The organism is Pedobacter sp. Leaf132, from assembly GCF_920984695.1.
GTDB lineage: Bacteria > Bacteroidota > Bacteroidia > Sphingobacteriales > Sphingobacteriaceae > Pedobacter.
In genome coordinates this window covers 675,377-696,539 of record NZ_CAKLBO010000001.1, presented here as the reverse complement: position 1 = coordinate 696,539, position 21,163 = coordinate 675,377, and the positions used below count along the sequence as shown (strand labels likewise).

The following is a 21,163-nucleotide window of genomic DNA, read 5'->3' as shown; positions in this document are numbered from 1 at the left end:
CTTAAAATTTAAAGTTCCAGGTTACCGACGGGATTAAACCAAATAGTGAAGTTTGCTCTGCAACTGTTCTACCCGGATTGTTTGGATCGTTAATAAATTCAATTGAATATGGATTTTTTCGTGCCAACACATTATAAATTCCAAAATTCCAGCTCGATTGGAAACGTCCGGTTTTTTTGCCTTCCAAGGTTGCGCTTACATCTAAACGCATGTTGTAAGGCATTCTGCCGGCATTTCGTTCTGTATAATAATAAACCGTTTGGCCATTAACTGTATATTTTCCTGCCGGGAAAGTAACTGCATTTCCGGTGCTGTAAATAAAACTCGAAGAGAATGTCCATCGCTTGTTCATGTTGTAAATACCAACCAAAGAAACATCGTGGGTTCTATCCTGCCTTGCAGGGAAATAATTACCGTTATTTAATTCAGCAAATTTTCTTTCAGTACGAGATAAGGTATAACCTACCCATCCGTTTAGCTTCCCGAATTTCTTTTTAAAAAATAATTCTAAGCCGTAAGCTCGGCCAGTGCCGTATAAGAGTTCAGATTCTATATTTGAATTGGCTAAAAGTTGTGCAGCGTTTTTATAATCAATCTGGTTTTGCATCCATTTATAATAAATTTCGCCAGAGAATTCGTAATTATTTTCTTCAAAATTTTTAAAATAACCCATCGAAAACTGGTCGGCAATTTCTGGTTTAATATTATTGCTGCTTAGAACGTATTGGTCGGTTGGCGAACTTGAGGTTGCATTGGTTAAAATATGAATGTTTTGAGTGTTGCGGTTGTATGATGCCTTCACCGAATTTTCATCATTAAAAAGATAGCTTAACGAAAACCTTGGCTCTAAATTAAGGTAGTTCTTATAAAATTTTCCGCTGGCAATATTTTCCGTATTTAAAATATTTCCTTTTGTATCGTAATTGCTAAAATTACCCGGTCCAAGTAATGAAAAAGCCGCCAGGCGAAGTCCATATAAAAAATTTAATTTTTCACTAACTGCCCATTCATCAGAAACATACAGGGCAGTTTCTAAACCGTAACGTTTCTCTTGTTTTAAAGAGTTTACCTGCGATTGAGCTGCTGTGCTTTCGATATCAATGGGTGAAATACGATGATGCGTAGCATTTAAACCAAACCGCAGCAAATGCTTATTGCTAAAATATTGAAAATCCTGTTTAAAGTTAAAATCGCGAACCAAAGACGTTGCCTTAAAATTAGTTACATCATTAAGCAAGCGAACGGTGTAGTTATAATTGTTATAAATTAAAGATGTATTGGAAAATAGCCTATCGCTAAAGATGTGATTAAGCCTTAAGGTTGTGGTTACGTTACCCCAATTATTTTCGAACAAATCTTTAACGCCAATATTGTCCTTTCCAAAATATCCCGATAGGTAAATTGTATTTTTATCGTCTATTTTATAATTGGCTTTGGCATTGATGTCGTAAAAGTTCAAGGTACTTCCATTAATTGCCGAATCGGGAGAAGCCCTTAAAAATAAATCGATATAAGTTCTACGAAAACTTACCATAAATGAGCCTTTATCTTTTACTATTGGACCCTCGGCTTTTAACCTCGAAGCAATTAAGCCAATGCCGCCCTGAAATTTAAATTCTTTGTTATTACCATCATCCATTTTAACATCCAAAACTGATGATAAACGACCGCCATATTGGGCAGGCATTCCGCCTTTATATAAACTCACATCCTTAATTGCATCGGCATTAAAGGTTGAAAAGAAACCCAATAAATGCGATGAATTGTACACAACTGCTTCATCTAATATGATAAGATTTTGGTCTGCCGCACCCCCGCGTACATAAAAGCCTGTGTTACCTTCGCCGCCAGATTTTACACCAGGCAACAGTTGAATCGTTTTTAAAACATCTTTTTCGCCCAATAAAACCGGAATAGAATTGAGTGATTTCATATCAACTCTTTCAAGCCCCATTTGTGCGCTTTTTACATTTTCATTTTTACGGTTAGCAGCACTAACGGTTACTTCGGCTAAATCATTTGCAGATTTAAGTTCCTCATTAAGCTTTGTATCCTTTGTTAAACTAATGGTTTTTAAAATAGATTGGTATCCAGCGTAGCTGATAATTACCTCATATTCGCCCTCGGGCTGGGTTAATGCAAAATAACCATAATTATTTGTTAAAGTTCCGGCGGTGGTTTTGCCACTTAATTTTACAGTTGCACCAATTAAGGTTTCGCCGGTTGCAGCATCGCGAATTGTACCACTAATGTTGAATTTACGCTGTGCAAAAGCAAACTGATTAACGAATATGAAAAGGGAAAACAGCAAATAAAGTTTTATACGCATACCGGAAATTTCAATAAAGAAGGAATTCCAAATGTACGAAATACAAGCGCCTTTAGTTGATGTTGATTATTATTGAAATTAATAATCTTTTAATTTTGCCCAAATTATCTCGATTACTTTTTGAGATAAGGTTTTACCGCTTTCCTCCAAATGGCGTAACCATCGGCATTCATGTGCAGCATATCGCTCACGTACAACTCCGTTCTGCCTTTACCATCTTTTAGCATCGATGGAAAAATGTCTATATATGCTGTATTTTTTTCGCTTGCTAAAAAATTTTTAATTAATGCGTTTGCACCAATAGCTTTATCACGAAATTTATCTCTACTCGGACTAGGTTTTATAGAAATGTAAGCAATTGGTACGTTTGGCAATTTAGCTCTAATGGCTTTGTAAAGATTAACGGTTCTGTTTAGAACCGTATCAGCGGTAACATTATCGTTTACAATATCGTTTTCGCCAACATAAATTATAATCTGGCGAGGATTGTAAGGGAAAACAATATCATTAAGATAACGAGTAATATCATTAACAACCGCCCCACCAATGCCTCTGTTCAACGCATTATATTTTGCAAAAACCTGCGTTAAATCATCCCATTTTCTAATTGAAGAACTTCCAACAAACAGTACCGGATTTACCGGTGGTTTAAACATTTGGTCGTACTTTTTTATGGTTTGTACATCATCCCAAAATGGTGGTTTATTTTGCGCAAAAGAGGTAAAGAAAACTATTTGAGCAAAGATTATTAAAATGAAGTACTTTTTCATGCAATACAGGTTTTAGTTTTGAACCTGCAAGGTTGAAAATCCAATTGTATTTATCAAGTTTGCCTTGTAATTTAAGCGTTGCTGAAAATGCTCGTTACCAAAAAATGTGGCCTAATTGTCGGGGCAGGCTGTGCCTCGCAATGACGAGCATACCATACTAATCCTTCAAAATTTCACCAATACCCTCAGTAAACTTTTTCACTTTTATATAACTTTCAGGCGTACTATCTACTTTGTTAAATCCAATCTTCAACTTCCCTCACTGGCTTTTAAATGGAATTTAGCGCCTGAGGTTAGGCTAACCGTTGCATCTACCAATTGGTCTAAAGGCAAATCATTATTAATTTCCTTCTGAAGATAAGCTTCGAGCTTATCCGTTTTACTTTCCGGATAAAGCGCTTCGTAACTAAATTCTGTGTTTGTATCGCTCGTTTTTAAATTCAACTTCGAGTTATGATTTCTGCAGCCAAAGGTTAGCACTATTAAAAGGCAACTAAGGCTATAAATTAATGTTTTCATATCTGTAATTATTTTAAAATTAGTTGCCTCCAGCTCTACCTTTAATGTCATCAGTTGCGGTATTTCTATTTCTAACCGATTTAACATTCTGGTTGCCGAAGTTATAGCTCAGACTAAAATTTGCTCTTCTGCTAGTATATCTATTAGAAACGCGAAGGTTTACGTTTTGATAATCCAACTTTCCTTCCCATCTATTGGTTGCAAAAATATCATCCATATTTAACCTCAACTTCAATTTTTTATTCATCAATGTTTTCTGGATACCTGCATTTAAAGCATACTGAGCAATTGTGGTTTGCTCTACACCAGAAACCCTTGGCGAACTATACCAAAAGCTAATTTCGGCACTGAAGTTATTTGGCAATGTAAATTGTTGATTTGTATTAAAGTTGTAAGCAACTTTTGAGGATAGAAAGGGTGCGCCTTCTAAATTTCCATCTTCAAACTTATTATAGTAAACACTTGCATTATTTTGCATATTCCACCATTTAACCACCTTTAAAGGAAAATATACTCCTGCAGAATAGTTTTGCGCTCTACCTAAGTTCTGACGGATAACATTTACTATTCTCGTTACTTCATCCTGCTGACTAATCTGCGTTATCATGTCTCTCGTATCAGCATAATTTAAAGAAAACGATAACTGCTTAAAACTGTAAGAAACTTCAAAATTATCAGTAAACTGTGGCTTTAAATACGGATTTCCCTGGTCAACCGCGTATGGGTCCATGTAAAACGCAAATGGGTTAAGCTGTTGGTAATTTGGTCTATCTACTCTGCGGCTGTAAGAATAACGGATGTTATTATTTTCGGTAATTTTTTGATTGATGAAAACAGTTGGAAAGAGCGATAAATAATTTCTATCAACCTCTTTGTTGCTGGTAATCGAATTTCCGTTAGAATGTGTATGCTCTGCTCTTAAACCCAACTGAATTTGCCACACTTTCCACTCCTTAGCAAAATTTACATAGGCCGCATTTATGTTTTCTTTATAGATAAAATTGTTTGATTTGCCTAAATCGTTCTGCCAGTTACCCGATAAAAATTGTTCTGAAAGGAAATCGTTATTAGTTACCACGTAGCTGCTTTTCAAACCAGTTTCAAATTTCATGGTTTTATTAACAGGCAAGGTTAAATCTGTTTTGGCCGCATAAATATCTATGTTTGCATCGGTATTATTTCTTAACAAAGTTGCATTGGTTTGTTGTCCGGCCTGGTTTAAATAACGGGCATCAAATTGCTCATCTCTTTTATTATTGAAATTTGAATAATCCACATCGAAAGTGATGTTTTTACCTGTTTTATTAAAATCGTGTTTGATGTTGAAGTTAGCCGTAAAATTATTAGCCGGCGATTTTGAATACGCATTTTGCAATACAGAATTTGTACTCGCAACATTCGATTGCAGCTCCCTGATAAAAGTATTGCTAAAATTATCGAGCTTGGTATTAACCGTATTCGCATCCACCATTACACCAAAAACAGTTTTTTCTGAAGCATAATAGTCTGCACCAAGTTTACCCTGAAAACCTACACCTTTATTTTTTCTTTCAAAATCCTGATTAAAAGCACTCGATAAACCATTGGCGAAAGTAGTTCGGTTAACAATTGTATTGTTATAATTCGACTTTCTAGCTACGGCGCCGTTTCCAAAAACATTCCATTTGCCTTCGCGGTGATTTAAATTTAGGTTTACACCTGCACGAACTAAATCAGTTGGCGAATCGGGCATTATACCTTGCCCACCATTTACAGAAATGGTTCCGTTTGTACCATAAGCTTTATTTCTTTTAAGCTTGATATTGATAATCCCGGCATTTCCAGATGCATCATATTTAGAAGATGGATTGGTAATTAACTCAATGGTTGCAATCTGGTCGCTACTCATATTACTAAGCAATGTTGTAATATCAGCACCTGATAAAAAATTGGTTTTTCCATCAACCATAATGGTAACACCAGTCTTATTATTCAGTTTAATTTGTTCATTTTGCCTGTCAATTTGTACACCCGGTGCTTTTTCCAAAACATCTAAGGCTGTACCTCCTGATGATACAATGCTGCTTTCTACGTTTAAAACGGTTTTATCAATTTGATGCTCTACAAAAGGTTTCTTAGCCGTTATGCTAACTTCTTTTAATTGTTTCACCGTGCTCTCAACGGTAATGGCATTCATTTTCAAATCATTAAGTAATGCAAAACTTGCTGTTTTTGTGGTTTTATAACCAGCCATCGAAACAGATAGAACGTAATTACCAGATTTTAAATCATCAAAATTAAATTCTCCATCAACATTGGTAGAACCGCTCTTTACTATCATCGTATCCGGAGAATTTAAAACTCTTACCGCTGCAAAAGGCAAAGCCACACCTTTTTCATCAATAACTTTCCCGGAAAGTTTATTGATTTTTTGGGCAAAGGAAGCCCCACATGCCAAAAAGCATGCAATTAGCGTAAATAATATTTTCATGTTTTTAAAGCTTATGGAGAATTACAAAGTCGAGGCTTCTAAAGCCATCAACTTAGTAATTCTATCAGATTTTTATTTATTGATTAGCGGTATTTTCTTCAGTATTGATACCTAATTCTTCTTTTACTTCTCTAATTCTGGCAGATATTGAATCCTGGTAAACCGTATCCACACGTCTTTCTTTGCGTAATTGCTCCAAATCCAAAAGCTCACTGTTTAACTTTTTCTTATTCAAAGCTTCTTCTTTTAGCTGTGCAATACATCTTAAACCGTCTTCGGTCATCACCCATGTACTAAAATCGTCGTTGTCATTTTCTTTATCTTCACAATCCCAGGCGCCATAATTATTAATATAGCGGTACGCATCATGTTTAAGAATAAGTTTTGTACCTACCGGGATTTTCAGTTTTATCCAAACTTCCTGGTTTCTCCAGGTTGTACCTTTTACTAACTGAAACCTTGGGTTAAAAATTAGTTTATCCTCACGTTGTGTAAAATTATAATTTATGCTTCTTGCACTTTGTAATGCAAGCTGAAAGGTTTTTCCCTGCGATTCGTAGGTTTGTGTAATGCTTGCCGCTCCCTCGCCTTTCTCAATACTTATTCTAACAGAACTTGGCATTCTAAAAGGATGGTCACCATAATCATCCACAACAATTTGATTTTTATTACTATCATCAATATGGTAGGCCGCACTATCTTCCTTACTGAAATATTTGCTTTTATCTATATCAATAGTATAGGTAGCAAAGCTTTTTAAATCGGTTGATTGCGTTAATTCTGCATGTTCTTTAAATTCTGACGAAATTTTTGCTACGTAATAACCTGTTCCGGCAACTCCTGCTAACCAAATAATTAACAAAGCAAAAGATAGTGTTTTGTTAATTGCCTGGCGGTTAAAAGCAACTCTTATTGAAAACAAAACCAAAGCTAGTAGCGGTACAAAAAGTGTAATAAATGCCCAGAATAGTATTACACCCCTATAACTTTCACTTACAATAGAAAATGGAAACAAATCATATACGCTTGAATCTAAAAACCCCATAAAAGCAGCTGTAGATATAATTAAGGCTAATAATAATCCGGCTCCAAATACGATGATAAAGCCAGCAATAATTTTAAATATTAGCTTTCCGCTACCAGAAATAAATCTGCCCAGCCACTCAAAAAATTCGCCTATAAACATTCCAAATCTGCTGAAAATTGGTTGAGCATGTCTGTTTGCTTCGGCCAAACGTTCTTTAACCGATTGCAATTCTTCATCTAAATTTCTTTGAAAACCTTGAAGATTTGCAGGCTCGCCACGCATCTCCATTTTCTCAATTCTAGATTTCGCCTTTGGCATAATTATCCATAAAATAACATAAACCAAAATACCCGAGCCACCTACAAGTGCGAGTAAAATCATGGCAACTCTAATCCATTTTGCATCGAAATTTAAATAGTGCGCAATACCTGCACAAACGCCGGCTACAACACGCTCATCCATATCGCGGTACAATTTTTTATCAGTGGCTTGTTGTTGGAAACTAGTATTTATAACTGGTTGCTCCTCACCTTCTTCAACGGCATCAAAATCTTGTACACTGCCCATTTGGCTAATTACAAAATTTACGTTTGTAGCATCTACAACTTGTTTTTTCTGCTCATCCATTTGCTCGGTAAGCAGTTCTGCAATACGGTTTTCTATATCTGTTACAATTTCCAAATCATCAGCATGATTAGAAAAATGTTGTTTTACTTCGTTTAAATAAGCTTTTAAAAGCTCGTAGGCGCTCTCCTCAATATGGATGATGGTATTGCCTATATTTATGATGATGGTCTTTTCCATTTCTTTGCGGTTTTAAAATTTTACGAATTGGCGCCTTTTTGCGAAACGCCAACAGCGTAAGCAAGTTCTTGCCAGGTTTGGTCGAGCTGAGATAAAATGCCCTTACCATCTTCAGTTAAAGTATAATATTTGCGTGGAGGCCCTGAGGTAGATTCTACCCAGTTGTAGCTTAATAAACCATTGTTTTTAAGCCTGGTTAATAATGGATATAATGTGCCTTCAACCACCAAAAGCTTTGCCGACCTTAATTCAGCAATAATATCTGAGGCATAAATTTCTCCTCTTGCGATGATTGATAAAACACAGTATTCCAGAATTCCCTTCCGCATTTGTGTTTGCGTATTTTCTGCTATCATAATACAAAGATATATGTTTTAAATTGTACTATGCAATACATAGTACTAAAATAAATTTAAAATAATTCATAACAAACTGTAAATCAGTACAATAATTTTTATTATCAAATTATAAAATTTTAATTTTTTGACAAAAAAGGCATTACCTGTAATTTTTTGAAAAGCAAATTCAGTAATTTTTGGGTTAAATCAGTCCCGCTTTCGCCTATAGTCCCGATGTAGCCTGTGCAAAAAGAGAGCATCAATAACAGACACTATTCAGCTGTTTAAATCGGGAGCTATTTGGCTCAATCTGGTTTAGATAACTTCGGTTTTTGCAAAAAATAAAGTTAATTAGGTGATGAGTTTTATACTTCATTCGCTTTAAGATTCACGCCTACGTGGGAATGACGATGAACCTTAACGCTGAAATTTAAAAAATTACCGTCATTTCGAGCAAAGCCGATAAATCTTTAAGCTATTTTAAAAGATTTCTCCACTGCGGTCGAAATGACGACTTTACTTTTGTCTCTAAAATTCTGATACTAACACAAAAACAAATCACTACAAATAAGGTAGATTTAATATATTTTGGTAATTTTGCACTTCTTATTTAGTTTTCATGAAAAAATCTATAGCCAGCATTGTTGCTGAAGCCAATCAACAGGGCGAAGGTTCGTTAAAAAGAACTTTAGGCCCAATCAATTTAATTTTAATTGGTGTTGGTTTAACCCTAGGTGCCGGATTATTTTCCATCACTGGCTTAGCCGCAGCAAATCATTCTGGTCCTGCAGTAACACTATCATTTGTAATTGCTGCATTAGGTTGCGGTTTTGCGGCACTATGTTATGCAGAATTTGCTTCGATGATTCCCGTTGCCGGAAGTGCATACACTTACTCGTATGCTACAATGGGCGAGCTTTTTGCCTGGATAATCGGCTGGGATTTAGTTCTTGAATATTCTGTTGGTTGCGCAACTGTGGCGATTAGCTGGTCGCAATATTTAACCCGATTTTTAGCAAGCTTAAATATTTATCTCCCTCCGCAGCTTACTTTATCGCCTTTTGAAACCGCGAAGCTTGCTGATGGAACAACCGTTAACGGAATCGTAAACATACCTGCGGCATTGGTAGTTGTATTAATGACAACCATATTAATCAGAGGTACAAAAGGTTCGGCAATTGTAAATGGAATAATTGTGTTTTTAAAAGTTGGGGTTGTACTGGTTTTCATTGCACTTGGCTGGCAATACATCGACCCGGCAAATTATCATCCCTACATTCCTGAAAACACCGGCACTTTTGGTCAGTTTGGCTGGAGCGGCGTGTTACGCGGTGCAGGCTTAGTATTTTTCGTATTTATCGGCTTCGACGCTGTGGCTGCATCCGCCCAGGAAACTAAAAATCCATCCAGAGATTTACCTATCGGGATTATTGGTTCGCTCTTAGTGTGTACCGTATTATTCGGTTTGTTTGGCCATGTTATGACAGGTTTGGCAAATTATAAAGACTTCGCAAATAGTGGAGCGCCTGTTGCAATCGCCATCGAAAAAACTCCTTATGGCTGGTTAAGTCAGGCAATTATACTTGCCATTTTGATTGGTTATACCTCGGTAATTTTAATTGATTTAATGGCTCAATCGAGAATGTTTTACTCCATAAGTAAAGATGGACTGTTACCGAAGATTTTTTCAGAAGTTCATCCTAAATTTAAAACACCTTGGAAGTCAAATATCATGCTTTGCGCATTTATTGGTTTATTCGCAGCATTTGTTCCAATCAATGTGGTGGGCGAAATGACGAGCATTGGCACATTGTTAGCTTTTTTAATGGTTTGTGTAGGCATTTTGATACTAAGAAAAACAGACCCTGATGCTAAGCGACCTTTCAGAGTGCCATTGGTACCGCTTATTCCAATTTTAGGGATTTTAACCTGTATTGCAATGATGGTTTTTCTTCCATGGGAAACATGGTTAAGGTTAGCCGTTTGGTTAATTATTGGTTTGGCAATATACTTCTGGTACGGAAAAAAGCATAGTAAACTTAATAATACTAAAGAAAGTTAACGAATTAATTTTCAGCGGATTAAAGAAGAACTTATGTAGTTAATTAAAGTCAGTGATTTTATAAAATAAAGTGTGTTTTCGCTCACATAACCGCATAAATATCAATTCTTTAACAAAAAATACGATTTATCCACATTTCAACAATTTGATGTGTTTTTGGATCAAGATTTGTTTTATAGAAAATAACCTATAAAAACATTTCCTATGATTATTAAATTAGACACATCTCTATTTAGAATAACAAGGCAAAAATCTGAAGTTGACAAGAAAGTTGCCGATCCATTAACACAAGATCAATGGATTAATGCAGATAGAATCGTGATGGCAATCATGTTCATTGCAACTATTACAGGAGCAATTGTATTTTAATCAGGATTAAAAATCTTCCCATATTAACTCTTTATTCATCATTGCTCCAGCCATTGTTCCTGCTGCAATTGCAGCAGATAGAGCACGAAATAATGTAGCACAATCGCCTGCAGCATAAACACCTTTTGAAGTTGTTTTTTGGAAGGCATCAACAACCAAAAGATTATTTTCGTTAATCTCGCAATTTAAATCTATATACAAATTGTTATGCTGAACCATTTTCGGTTTAGCGTAAACTGCGGCCAACTCAATAGATTCGCCATTATCAAAAATAATTCTGCTTAAATAACCATCCTTGTGTGCTATTTCAAATAATTCAGTTTCTATAATATTTATTGATTTTGATTTAAGCCTAGCAGTTTGTTCTTTGGATAAATTAGATGGGCCGTTGGTTAAAATTGCAACCTCCTTATTCCAATGGTTTACCATTTTCGCCATATCGAAAGCCATATCTCCATTAAGCAACAAACCTACTTTCTCGTCTTTAACCTCGTAACCATGGCAATACGGACAATGAATTACAGATATGCCCCAGCACTCTTTAAAACCAATAATATCTGGCATAATATCTTTTAAACCACTTGCTAAAAGTATTTTTCTTGATGAAAATTTATTGCCACTCGATAGTACGACTTCAAATCCGAGTTCAACAGCTCTTGCAGAAGCAACCTCCCCATCAATAAATTTTATGGTTGGATATTTTAAAACTTCTGCTTTTGATTTAGTAGAAATTTCGTCTGGAGTTTCACCATCATGCGTTAAGAAATTATGCGAATGTGGCGTTTGCTTGTTACAAGGCTTATTCGAGTCTATAATTAATACATTACGTTTTGCTCTACCCAAAGCTAATGCCGCAGATAAACCTGCATAACTGCCACCAATAATTATAACTTCGAAATCCATACTACAATTTTATCCAAAAATATGAATTAATATTTAAAAGCAATTTTGTTGCATTTAAATATTTGTCATTTCGATTTCAAAAAAATTGTAGCTCTGATGAAGTTTCTATAATAGAATGATTCCTCAACAATTAAATAATTTCGTTTCAGGAAATAAGGTTTCATCTCAATTAATTCTGAAACCTGAATCATTCTAAACCACCTAAAAAATAAATACATTGATTTCAGCATTAAGGATTTCCACCATTGTCCGGATTTGTATTCCAGAGTAAAATCTACCATAAACCATTTTCCATTATTTTTTAGGAAATGGTGTAACTTATCAAAAACTAATGGAGCTTGCTGCCGTGAAAAATTATCAAATAAAAATGGTGTCAAAATAAAATCGAAAGAATGCCTTGTATCATAATCTTCAATTGATTGATGAATAAACTCAACCCGATTTTGCTTCCTGTTTCTAGACTTAGAAAGTATTATCATTTTTTTGGAAAGTTCGATGTAAACTATGGTTAAACCAGAACTATGAATTTTTGAAATTTCTTCTAAAATCCAGCCAGTGCCACCCCCAACAATTAATAATTTACTACCTTTTGAAATATAATGGAGCTGATTTATTTGTGCGTTAACCTGAGCTTTGGCAAATATAAAACGACTCAATTTATCGTAATATTTTGCTATTTTATCATAGTTTTCAGCCAAAATTTAAATCTTTTTAATTGTTAATCACTTTACAAATTGCATTCCTAAAATGCCACAAAGAGCCTTAAACAATATTAAGCCATCTATAACAATTAAGTAGAATAAAATATTCTTACGCTTGTGCATGGCGTATGCGACATACAGTGTTAAAATAAATGGAAGCACGTTACATAAAACTTGTGGCAAACCAAAACCTTTGTAACTGGCAAATACAGCCAAAGAGAGTAAGCCAACTAACAATAAAGGAATTAAAATATTGAAAATTGTTTTTCTTAATCCATAACGAACCACAAACGTTCTCAAATGCTTATTCGCATCAGTTGGATAATCTTTAATATCAAAGATGATGGCATTTACTGTGCAAAACATCCAGTTTTTGATGAATAACCATGTCCATAAAACGGAGTCATGGTAACCTATCCCAGTCTCTATCTTCAACATAATTAATGGTAAAACGTTTACACAACAGGCCCATACAAAACCTATTACAAAAGCTTTTAACCATCCTGTACTTCGTAGATTAAAATTGATAAAAGACTTGGGCAGCAAACCATAATACATACTTCCGGCTGTTATAATAATTACAATTGCCACCCAATAACTAAATGGCAGTTTTAAAATATTATTGAAATTTTGATAGAGTAAGTTTACAGCCAAAACACCACATAAAACGATTAATACAACCTGGCTGATTGCTATAAATTTCCGGTGATTGTAATACCATGTATTTCGAAGGTTTAAGCTGGATAGACTGGTAGATGCTTTGGTATACGCGTAGGTGTAGTAGATGGTTGGTGCAAAAAAAAGAAGCAGGTAATAATTTAAGGAATTAAAAGGTAATCTTAATTGTACGGTGGCTTCAATGGTTAGCGCAACAGCTAAAAGCCCTACGAAATAGTTTCCAAAGAAAATGAACTGGACAATTTTATTGAACATTGAATATAATTCAGAATGCCAATTTCGGATATTATATTAAGAGTTTTAAAAAAATGATAGAATTTATGGCACAAAAAAAGCCTCGCAGTTTCCTGAAAGGCTTAGTGTGGGAAATGAGGGGTTCGAACCCCCGACCCCCTCGGTGTAAACGAGGTGCTCTGAACCAGCTGAGCTAATTTCCCTATTTTCAATATTTCAACTCTTGAGTTCCCCGACCCTCCCGACTGATAATGTCGGGATGCTCTGAACCAGCTGAGCTAATTTCCCTTTATTTAAAGGATTGCATTATTTAATAAAAACCTTCCAACTCCATGAAAGGCTTAGTGTGGGAAATGAGGGGTTCGAACCCCCGACCCCCTCGGTGTAAACGAGGTGCTCTGAACCAGCTGAGCTAATTTCCCTTTCCTTTTGGGAATGCAAATATAGCGCTATAATCCTTTTTCACAAATCTTTTTTATTTTTTTTCAGCTCAGCAGGGTTTCTAAAATCTTATGCGACTGCACTTCACCAAAAGAGGCGGTATGTAAGGTGTAGAAAACCAATATTTTATCAAGCAAAAAGCGCCTTTGGTTATTGCTCATTTTTATATCTGATATTTTTTCGAGTGATGTATTAAATAAGGATATAAAACCTAAAGCATCATCTAACTGAAGGTAATTAGAATGTATGGGCACTCTTGATAGGAACTCCCCTTCCTGTAAATCAAAATAAACCTGGTCTGTTCTTCTTCTTTCATTTGGAGAAAAGCCCAAAAACCGTGTTAATTTAAGCAAGAAAGAGAGATGAAAATTTGGATTAAGTTCTTCATTTTCATCAAACCAGGCAATTGAATTAAAAATGTAATCGAATAAACCTTCATCTGCCGATTGCTGACGAATACTCTTATACAGCACCTCGTTCAAAAAAATTACAATACTTGTTTTTACAATATCGTAAGGAATCGTTTTAAATACCGGAACCTGCCTAACCTCAGAAACCCGCTGAATACTTGTGTTTGTTTTATGATAAACGACCATATCTAAAAGATGTAAGGATTGCAGCATATTCATCTTAATCTTCGCCTTTGGTTTTTTAACACCGTTTATTAGGTAAGATTGCATTCCGAATTTATCTGTAAAAACCTGTACGATTACACTGCTCTCGCTGTAATTGGTGGTTTTTAATACAATACCCCTAACTTTGTGCAACATGTTACTGAAACATTTTTTTCAAAAGTATGTTATTTGTGCAAATTTAATTGCGTAAAAATCGACTCCAATTTATAAATAAGATTAGTTTTGCTGTTGTCATTATAATTTAAAACTAGATTACTCATGTGGGTTAAGCTATCCAGGTTTATTCTTCAAAACCGTATTGCAATTATTTTATTTTTTGTTATAGGAACGGTTTTCATGGCTTATCAAGCCAAAAATGTAAAACTTTCATACACCGGAAGTAAAATTTTACCCGTTACTGATAGTGCATTCATCAAATACAACAACTTCAAAAAAACCTTCGGCGAAGATGGTAGTGTAATGGTGATTGGAATACAATCGCCAAATATTTTTAAAAAGGAAACCTATAATAAATGGGTTCAGCTTTCTAATGATATCCAAAAGTTAAAAGGCATCAAACAAGTTTTATCATCAGGTAGAATTTTTCAGTTAGAAAAAGATACTGTTGGGCAAAAATTTACATTAAAAGCAATTCCTGGTAGATTAGTAAAAACGGATTCAGAAATGGATTCTATCAAAAATACCCTACACAATACACCATTTTTTGAAGGATTGGTTTACAATAGGCAAAATGCTACGCTTATGGCGATAACGTTTGATACTAAAATATTAAATACTGCCGAACGTAATCCTATTTTAAAAGAGATTGAAACTAAAGCAAAGGCATTTGAAAAAGACACAAAAATACAAGTCCATATTTCGGGCTTACCTTATATACGTACAGCGGTTAGCAAATTAGTAAGTAATGAGTTTGTGTTGTTTTTAGGATTATCAATTTTAGTTTCTGCACTAATTTTATTAATCTTCTTTAGGAAATTTTCTGCTGTTTTCTTCCCGATTTTAGTTGTAATAATGGGAGTGATTTGGAGTGTGGGCACTTTGGTTTTATTTGGGTTTGAGCTGACAATTTTAACAGGGCTAATACCACCGCTAATTGTGATTATAGGAATACCAAATAGCATACTTCTACTTAACAAATATCAAAATGAAGTAAGAAAAGGGCTCTCAAAAGAGCTTGCATTAAGTGTAACTATAGAAAGAATTGCGGTTACAACGCTTATCGCTAATATTACGGCAGCAATAGGCTTTGGTGTTTTATATTTTACAGGTAGTGAACTGCTGATGCAGTTTGGTAGTGTAGCATCAATAAATGTGATGATAACCTGGTTAATGTGTTTATGCTTAATCCCGATTATTTTTAGCTATTTACCCGCACCAAAACTTAAAGCTCAAAACCACATTGAGGAAGGGTTTTTGCATAAAATATTAGTTAAAACTGATAAACTTGTTCAGCAGCAAAGCGCTGCTATTTATTTTGCTACGATTGTAATTTCAATCATAGCAGTTATTGGCGTGATGAAAATTAATGTGAATGGCTACGTTGTTGATGACTTGCCTAAAAGCTCAACGATTTTGGCAGATTTAAAATTCTTTGAGAAAAATTTTGAAGGCATTTTACCGCTTGAAGTTAGCGTTGATACAAAGAAGAAAAATGGCGTCTTCAATTTAACTAACTTGAAGAGGATGGAAAAAATGGAGAAAATGATTTCATCATATCCAGAATTTTCGCGTTCCATTTCGGTTAATATGGGATTAAAATATGCTACTCAAGCATTTTACAATAATGATTCTACTTTCTTTCGCCTGCCGGATAATATGGAGAAAAACTTTATTCTGGCTTATATTGCCAGTGGAGGTAAGGGCAATGCTAGTTTGCTGACCAATTTTGTAAGCAAGGATAATCAAAGCACCAGAATTAGTTTCCAAATGGCTGATGTTGGCTCTAAACGTTTAGATGCAATTATGGCCGAATTAAAACCTCGGATTGATAGTATTTTACCTCCTGACAAATTTGATGTACAGTTAACAGGCTCAAGTGTAATTTTTTCAAAAGGGACAGATTACATGCTAAAACATTTGTTTGAAAGTATAGGTTTAGCAATTGTATTGATTTCGCTTCTACGTTTAGCACAGTTTAAGAGTTTAGGGATAATGTTCATTTCATTGCTACCAAACATTGTTCCTTTAATTATTACTGCCGGAATTATGGGTTATTTTGGCATTTCACTAAAACCTTCGACGATTTTAATTTTTACCATAGCTTTTGGTTTAGCCTCAGACCAAACTATATATTTCCTAACCCGCTACCAACAAGAATTAAATCTGACTAATTTTTCTGTTCCAAAAGTAATTACGGATACGATTACCGAAACCGGGGTGAGCATGACCCATATTGCGCTAATTTTATTTTTCGGCTTTGGGATTTTTACAGCATCTACTTTCGGCGGAACGGTTGTTTTAGGTTTGCTCCTTTCGATAACTTTATTCGTTGCGTTGATTTTTAACTTAACTTTATTACCAGCTTTGGTTTTATGGTTAGATAAAAAGAAAGTTAGGAAAGTGGTTTCTGATGAGGAATCGGTAAAGAATGTTGGCGAGTTTGACCATTAAGCCCACGATTTAAATCGTGGGTTATGTTGTAAGCTATTTACAGGTAAAAACGAAGTTTCCTATTCTGCCAGATTTATCTAAACCTGATGGTAGCGAGCATGAGCGAAATTTTTCATGGAGCGAGTAAAGCGAACAGCAGGACGAACATTAAAATGAAACACAGGTTTTGCTTTCCAAAATAAAAATAAAAAGAATGTCATAAATTACAACGATAGAGATGCTAAAATAAATTCAGCATGATGACAGCTCTAAAGACCAAATATTAATATTACTCAGTGGCAGGCTTTTGCTCTTCCGCTTCTACAGGCACTTCAACCGTTGGGTCGGTAATAATTTCTGCCTTTCCATCGCCATCATCTTTAGCAAAGAGAATTGGATACAACATCCAAAACGCACCAACCATAACCAATACGCCCGAAAGGATTTGCATGTAACGGGCCCAGCTTACTTCGTATGCTGATAAAATACGGTAGGCGATGAAGGAAAGTACACCGAGTATAAGCACTAAAACAGCTTTTTGTAATTTCAATAGCTTTATCATGGTGTATTTCTTTTAAGTTTTACAATATGAACTAAAACAAAGATTAGCCCAATTAGTTCGAGCAGGCCGCAGAAATAAAATGCGTACAGCACAAAATCGCGATTCGAAGGATTAATAACGGCTACAATTGGCAATGCAATTACCGCAATAATCATGAGTAAGAGACCAATATTAAATAATTTCACGTTAAAAGTATTTACATCAAAACTACCAAATTTGAGCGAAAAACTTTAACTTTGCAACCTTAATTTTTTGAGGTACTTGATTGATGTATAGCGAATTTAAACAATTAGACCTTGCCAAAATAGGGCAAGAAATACTGGATTTTTGGAAAGAAGAGAACATATTTGAACAAAGCATTTCTTCTCGCCCGAAATCCAATCCGTTTACTTTTTATGAAGGACCACCATCTGCAAATGGCATGCCGGGGATTCACCACGTAATGGCTCGTGCTATTAAAGATATTTTTTGCCGCTATAAAACAATAAAAGGCTTTCAGGTTAAAAGAAAAGCGGGCTGGGATACCCACGGTTTGCCTGTAGAGCTTGGTACAGAAAAAGAATTAGGCATTACAAAAGAAGACATCGGTAGAACAATTTCTATCGAAGATTATAACGAAGCTTGTAAAAAAACAGTAATGCGTTACACCGATGTGTGGAACGATTTAACTGAAAAAATGGGCTATTGGGTTGATATGGACGACCCATATATTACCTACAAATCGAAATACATGGAATCGGTTTGGTGGCTTTTGAAACAGATTTATGATAAAGGATTAATCTACAAAGGTTACACCATCCAACCCTATTCGCCAAAAGCTGGAACAGGTTTAAGCTCTCATGAGGTAAACCAGCCTGGCGCTTATCGTGATGTTACCGACACAACAATTGTTGCGCAGTTTAAAAGCCCTCTAACTGCAATTGAAGGAAGTGAAAATTCCATCTTGAAGGCTTTTAATACTTCTTATCCTCTACAAGATGGGTCGGAAGAGGCTTATTTCCTTGCCTGGACTACAACGCCATGGACTTTACCATCAAATACCGCTTTAACTGTCGGACCGAAAATTGATTACGTTTTGGTTAAAACTTTTAACCAATACACATTTTTACCAACCAATGTAATTTTAGCAAAAAACCTGGTTGGTAAGCAATTCAGTAAAGTTTTTTTCGAAAGTAATGATGCTGAAGATTTTGCAAATTTTAAAGCCGGCGACAAGAAAATTCCTTACCAAATTCTTGCTGAATGCAAAGGAACTGAATTGGTAGGCATTAAATATGAACAACTTTTAACTTATTCTTTACCATATAACAACCCCGAAAACGCTTTCAGAGTAATTTCCGGAGATTTTGTAACCACAGAAGACGGTACCGGTATTGTTCATACTGCCCCAACTTTTGGTGCAGATGATGCTAAAGTTGCTAAAGAAGCCGTTCCTGAAATACCACCAATGTTGGTAATGGATGAAAATGACATTCTTGTTCCATTGGTAGATTTACAAGGAAAATTTACAAAACATGTTGGTCCTTTTGCTGGCAAATATGTTAAAAACGAATATTACAATGCGGGCGAAGCACCAGAGAAATCAGTTGATGTTGAGCTTGCTATCTTATTAAAAGAAGAAAATAAAGCTTTTAAAGTCGAGAAATATGTTCACAGTTATCCGCATAGTTGGAGAACTGATGAGCCACTTTTATATTATCCTTTAGATTCGTGGTTTATAAAAGTAACAGACGTTAAAGACAGAATGTTCGATTTGAATGAAACCATTAACTGGAAACCGAAATCTACCGGCGAAGGTCGTTTTGGTAACTGGTTAAAAAATGCGAACGACTGGAATTTATCTCGCTCCAGATATTGGGGCATTCCGCTACCGATCTGGAGAACTGAAGACAAAAAAGAAGAAGTTTTAATCGGTTCGGTTGAAGAACTTTATAACGCTATTGAGAAATCTATCGCAGCAGGTTTCCAAAAAGAAAATCCATTTAAAGGATTTGAAATTGGCAACATGTCTGAAGAGAACTATAACCTCATCGATTTACATAAAAACGTAGTTGATGGAATTACTTTAGTTTCTCCGTCAGGCAAGCCAATGCGTCGGGAAAGTGATTTAATTGATGTTTGGTTCGATTCGGGCGCTATGCCTTATGCGCAATGGCACTATCCTTTTGAAAACAAAGAAACCATTGATGAAAATCAGGATTTCCCTGCAGATTTTATTGCCGAAGGTGTTGACCAAACCCGTGGTTGGTTTTATACTTTGCATGCCATTTCTACCTTAGTTTTCGATAAAGTGGCTTATAAAAATGTAGTTTCTAATGGTTTGGTATTGGATAAAAACGGACAGAAAATGTCTAAACGTTTAGGCAATGCTGCAGACCCATTTCAAACCATTAATGAATATGGTGCCGATGCTACGCGTTGGTACATGATTTCGAATGCAAACCCTTGGGATAACTTAAAATTTGATATTGAAGGAATTGCAGAAGTTCGCCGTAAATTTTTCGGAACGCTTTACAACACTTACTCGTTTTTTGCATTGTATGCAAATATCGATAAGTTCGAAATCGACAAAAATAATTTAAGTAAAGTTGAAGATAGAACGGAATTAGACCGTTGGATTTTATCGTTATTGCAAAACTTAATTAACGAAGTTGATGAAAGTTATAATACTTACGAGCCTACAAAAGCAACCCGTGCTATCCAAGCCTTTGTTGATGAGCATTTAAGCAACTGGTATATCAGGTTAAGTCGCCGCCGTTTTTGGAAAGGCGAAATGACGGATGATAAATGTGCTGCATACGAAACACTTTACACTTGTTTAGAAAAATTAGCACAGCTGATGAGCCCGGTTGCACCTTTCTTTGCCGATTGGTTATATAGAAACTTAACGGTAACCGATAAAACTGCAGCTCAATCTGTTCATTTAACGTTATGGCAAAATGCAGATACTAGCTTAATCGACAATGATTTAAACGAACGTATGGTTTATGCGCAGGATATTTCATCAATGGTTTTATCATTACGTAAAAAATCAAGCATAAACGTTCGCCAACCTTTAGCGAAAATCTTAATTCCATCTTTAAATGGCGATTTCGAACAAAAAATCTCTAAAGTAGCAGATTATATTCTTTCAGAAACGAACATCAAGCATATCGAATTTATTACCGATACGCATGGCATTGTAAAGAAAAAAGTAAAACCAAATTTTAAAGTTTTAGGTGCAAAAGTTGGTAAAAGCATGAAAGCCGTTGCCGATGCAATTAACAATTTCAGTCAGGAAAATATTTTTACTTTAGAGAAAGACGGACAAATTAGCATTTCAACCAATCCAGAACTTGGCGAAAGTATTAACTATGATGTGCAATTAACTGATGTAGAAATTATTGCAGAAGACATTCCGGGATGGCAGGTAACTAATTTAGGCAGCTTAACTGTTGCTTTAGATGTAACCATTTCTGAAGAGTTGAAACAAGAAGGAATTTCGCGTGAGTTGGTTAACAGAATACAAAATTTACGTAAAGAATTAAACTTTGAGGTAACCGATAGAATTAAGGTTTCTTTACAAAATGATAATCTGGTAACTAATGCAGTTGCTAAAAACAAGGCATACATTTGCGCAGAAATTTTAGCCGATGAACTAGAATTAATGGATACTGTAACAAATGCAAACAAAATTGTTATTGATGATGTTGAGTTAAGCATTTCAGTAACTAAAATATAAAATCCATATAT

Annotated in this window: 15 protein-coding genes and 2 tRNA genes; 4 read left to right on the top strand and 13 right to left on the bottom strand. The window is 35.2% G+C overall.

The window, feature by feature from the left end; all coding sequences use genetic code 11:
• Position 1: 1 nt before the first annotated feature.
• The 6 genes from LUA86_RS03035 to LUA86_RS03010 form a co-directional block, all read right to left on the bottom strand.
• Positions 2-2,329: a TonB-dependent receptor gene (locus tag LUA86_RS03035; protein ID WP_231459077.1), complete on the bottom strand. Its 2,328-nt coding sequence runs from the start codon at positions 2,327-2,329 to the stop codon at positions 2-4.
• Between the two features lie 113 nt (positions 2,330-2,442).
• Positions 2,443-3,099 (bottom strand): GDSL-type esterase/lipase family protein, encoded by a 657-nt coding sequence (locus LUA86_RS03030; protein WP_231459076.1) that lies wholly within the window; start codon positions 3,097-3,099, stop codon positions 2,443-2,445.
• Between the two features lie 249 nt (positions 3,100-3,348).
• Positions 3,349-3,618: a hypothetical protein gene (locus tag LUA86_RS03025; protein ID WP_231459075.1), complete on the bottom strand. Its 270-nt coding sequence runs from the start codon at positions 3,616-3,618 to the stop codon at positions 3,349-3,351.
• A gap of 19 nt (positions 3,619-3,637) precedes the next feature.
• Positions 3,638-6,088 (bottom strand): outer membrane beta-barrel family protein, encoded by a 2,451-nt coding sequence (locus tag LUA86_RS03020; RefSeq protein WP_231459074.1) that lies wholly within the window; start codon positions 6,086-6,088, stop codon positions 3,638-3,640.
• 76 nt (positions 6,089-6,164) lie between these two features.
• Positions 6,165-7,919 carry a PspC domain-containing protein gene (locus tag LUA86_RS03015; protein WP_231459073.1) on the bottom strand — a complete coding sequence of 585 codons (1,755 nt, stop codon included), beginning with the start codon at positions 7,917-7,919 and terminating at the stop codon, positions 6,165-6,167.
• Between the two features lie 20 nt (positions 7,920-7,939).
• Complete coding sequence (locus LUA86_RS03010; protein WP_231459072.1) at positions 7,940-8,275, bottom strand: PadR family transcriptional regulator; 336 nt, start codon at positions 8,273-8,275, stop codon at positions 7,940-7,942.
• A 601-nt stretch (positions 8,276-8,876) separates the two neighbouring features.
• On the opposite strand from LUA86_RS03010, the gene LUA86_RS03005 reads away from it, so the two are divergent.
• Together LUA86_RS03005 and LUA86_RS03000 are read left to right on the top strand one after the other, a co-directional pair.
• Positions 8,877-10,319, top strand: coding sequence for an amino acid permease (locus LUA86_RS03005; RefSeq protein ID WP_231459071.1), 1,443 nt, complete (start codon positions 8,877-8,879; stop codon positions 10,317-10,319).
• A 204-nt stretch (positions 10,320-10,523) separates the two neighbouring features.
• Positions 10,524-10,688: a hypothetical protein gene (locus LUA86_RS03000; RefSeq protein WP_231459070.1), complete on the top strand. Its 165-nt coding sequence runs from the start codon at positions 10,524-10,526 to the stop codon at positions 10,686-10,688.
• A 6-nt stretch (positions 10,689-10,694) separates the two neighbouring features.
• Here LUA86_RS03000 and LUA86_RS02995 read toward each other — a convergent pair whose 3' ends face one another.
• From LUA86_RS02995 to recO, 6 genes are all read right to left on the bottom strand, one after another.
• On the bottom strand, positions 10,695-11,591 hold the full coding sequence (locus LUA86_RS02995; protein WP_231459069.1) for an NAD(P)/FAD-dependent oxidoreductase: 897 nt from the start codon (positions 11,589-11,591) through the stop codon (positions 10,695-10,697).
• A gap of 65 nt (positions 11,592-11,656) precedes the next feature.
• On the bottom strand, positions 11,657-12,289 hold the full coding sequence (locus LUA86_RS02990) for a class I SAM-dependent methyltransferase (RefSeq protein WP_231459068.1): 633 nt from the start codon (positions 12,287-12,289) through the stop codon (positions 11,657-11,659).
• 24 nt (positions 12,290-12,313) lie between these two features.
• A complete protein-coding gene (locus tag LUA86_RS02985; protein WP_231459067.1) occupies positions 12,314-13,225 on the bottom strand; it encodes a hypothetical protein in 912 nt (303 codons plus the stop codon).
• Positions 13,226-13,332: 107 nt separating this feature from the next.
• Positions 13,333-13,407: transfer RNA gene (locus LUA86_RS02980), tRNA-Val, on the bottom strand.
• Between the two features lie 144 nt (positions 13,408-13,551).
• Positions 13,552-13,626: transfer RNA gene (locus LUA86_RS02975), tRNA-Val, on the bottom strand.
• Between the two features lie 63 nt (positions 13,627-13,689).
• Complete coding sequence (recO, locus tag LUA86_RS02970; protein ID WP_231459066.1) at positions 13,690-14,415, bottom strand: DNA repair protein RecO; 726 nt, start codon at positions 14,413-14,415, stop codon at positions 13,690-13,692.
• A 123-nt stretch (positions 14,416-14,538) separates the two neighbouring features.
• Here recO and LUA86_RS02965 point away from each other — a divergent pair, with 123 nt between their 5' ends.
• Positions 14,539-16,890 carry an RND family transporter gene (locus tag LUA86_RS02965; protein WP_231459065.1) on the top strand — a complete coding sequence of 784 codons (2,352 nt, stop codon included), beginning with the start codon at positions 14,539-14,541 and terminating at the stop codon, positions 16,888-16,890.
• A gap of 268 nt (positions 16,891-17,158) precedes the next feature.
• On the opposite strand, the gene LUA86_RS02960 is transcribed toward LUA86_RS02965, so the two are convergent.
• Positions 17,159-17,431 carry an isoleucyl-tRNA synthetase gene (locus tag LUA86_RS02960; RefSeq protein ID WP_231459064.1) on the bottom strand — a complete coding sequence of 91 codons (273 nt, stop codon included), beginning with the start codon at positions 17,429-17,431 and terminating at the stop codon, positions 17,159-17,161.
• Positions 17,432-17,699: 268 nt separating this feature from the next.
• Between LUA86_RS02960 and ileS the strand changes: the two genes are divergently transcribed.
• Positions 17,700-21,152, top strand: a complete 3,453-nt coding sequence (gene ileS / locus LUA86_RS02955) for an isoleucine--tRNA ligase (protein ID WP_231459063.1) — start codon at positions 17,700-17,702, stop codon at positions 21,150-21,152.
• Positions 21,153-21,163: the final 11 nt, after the last annotated feature.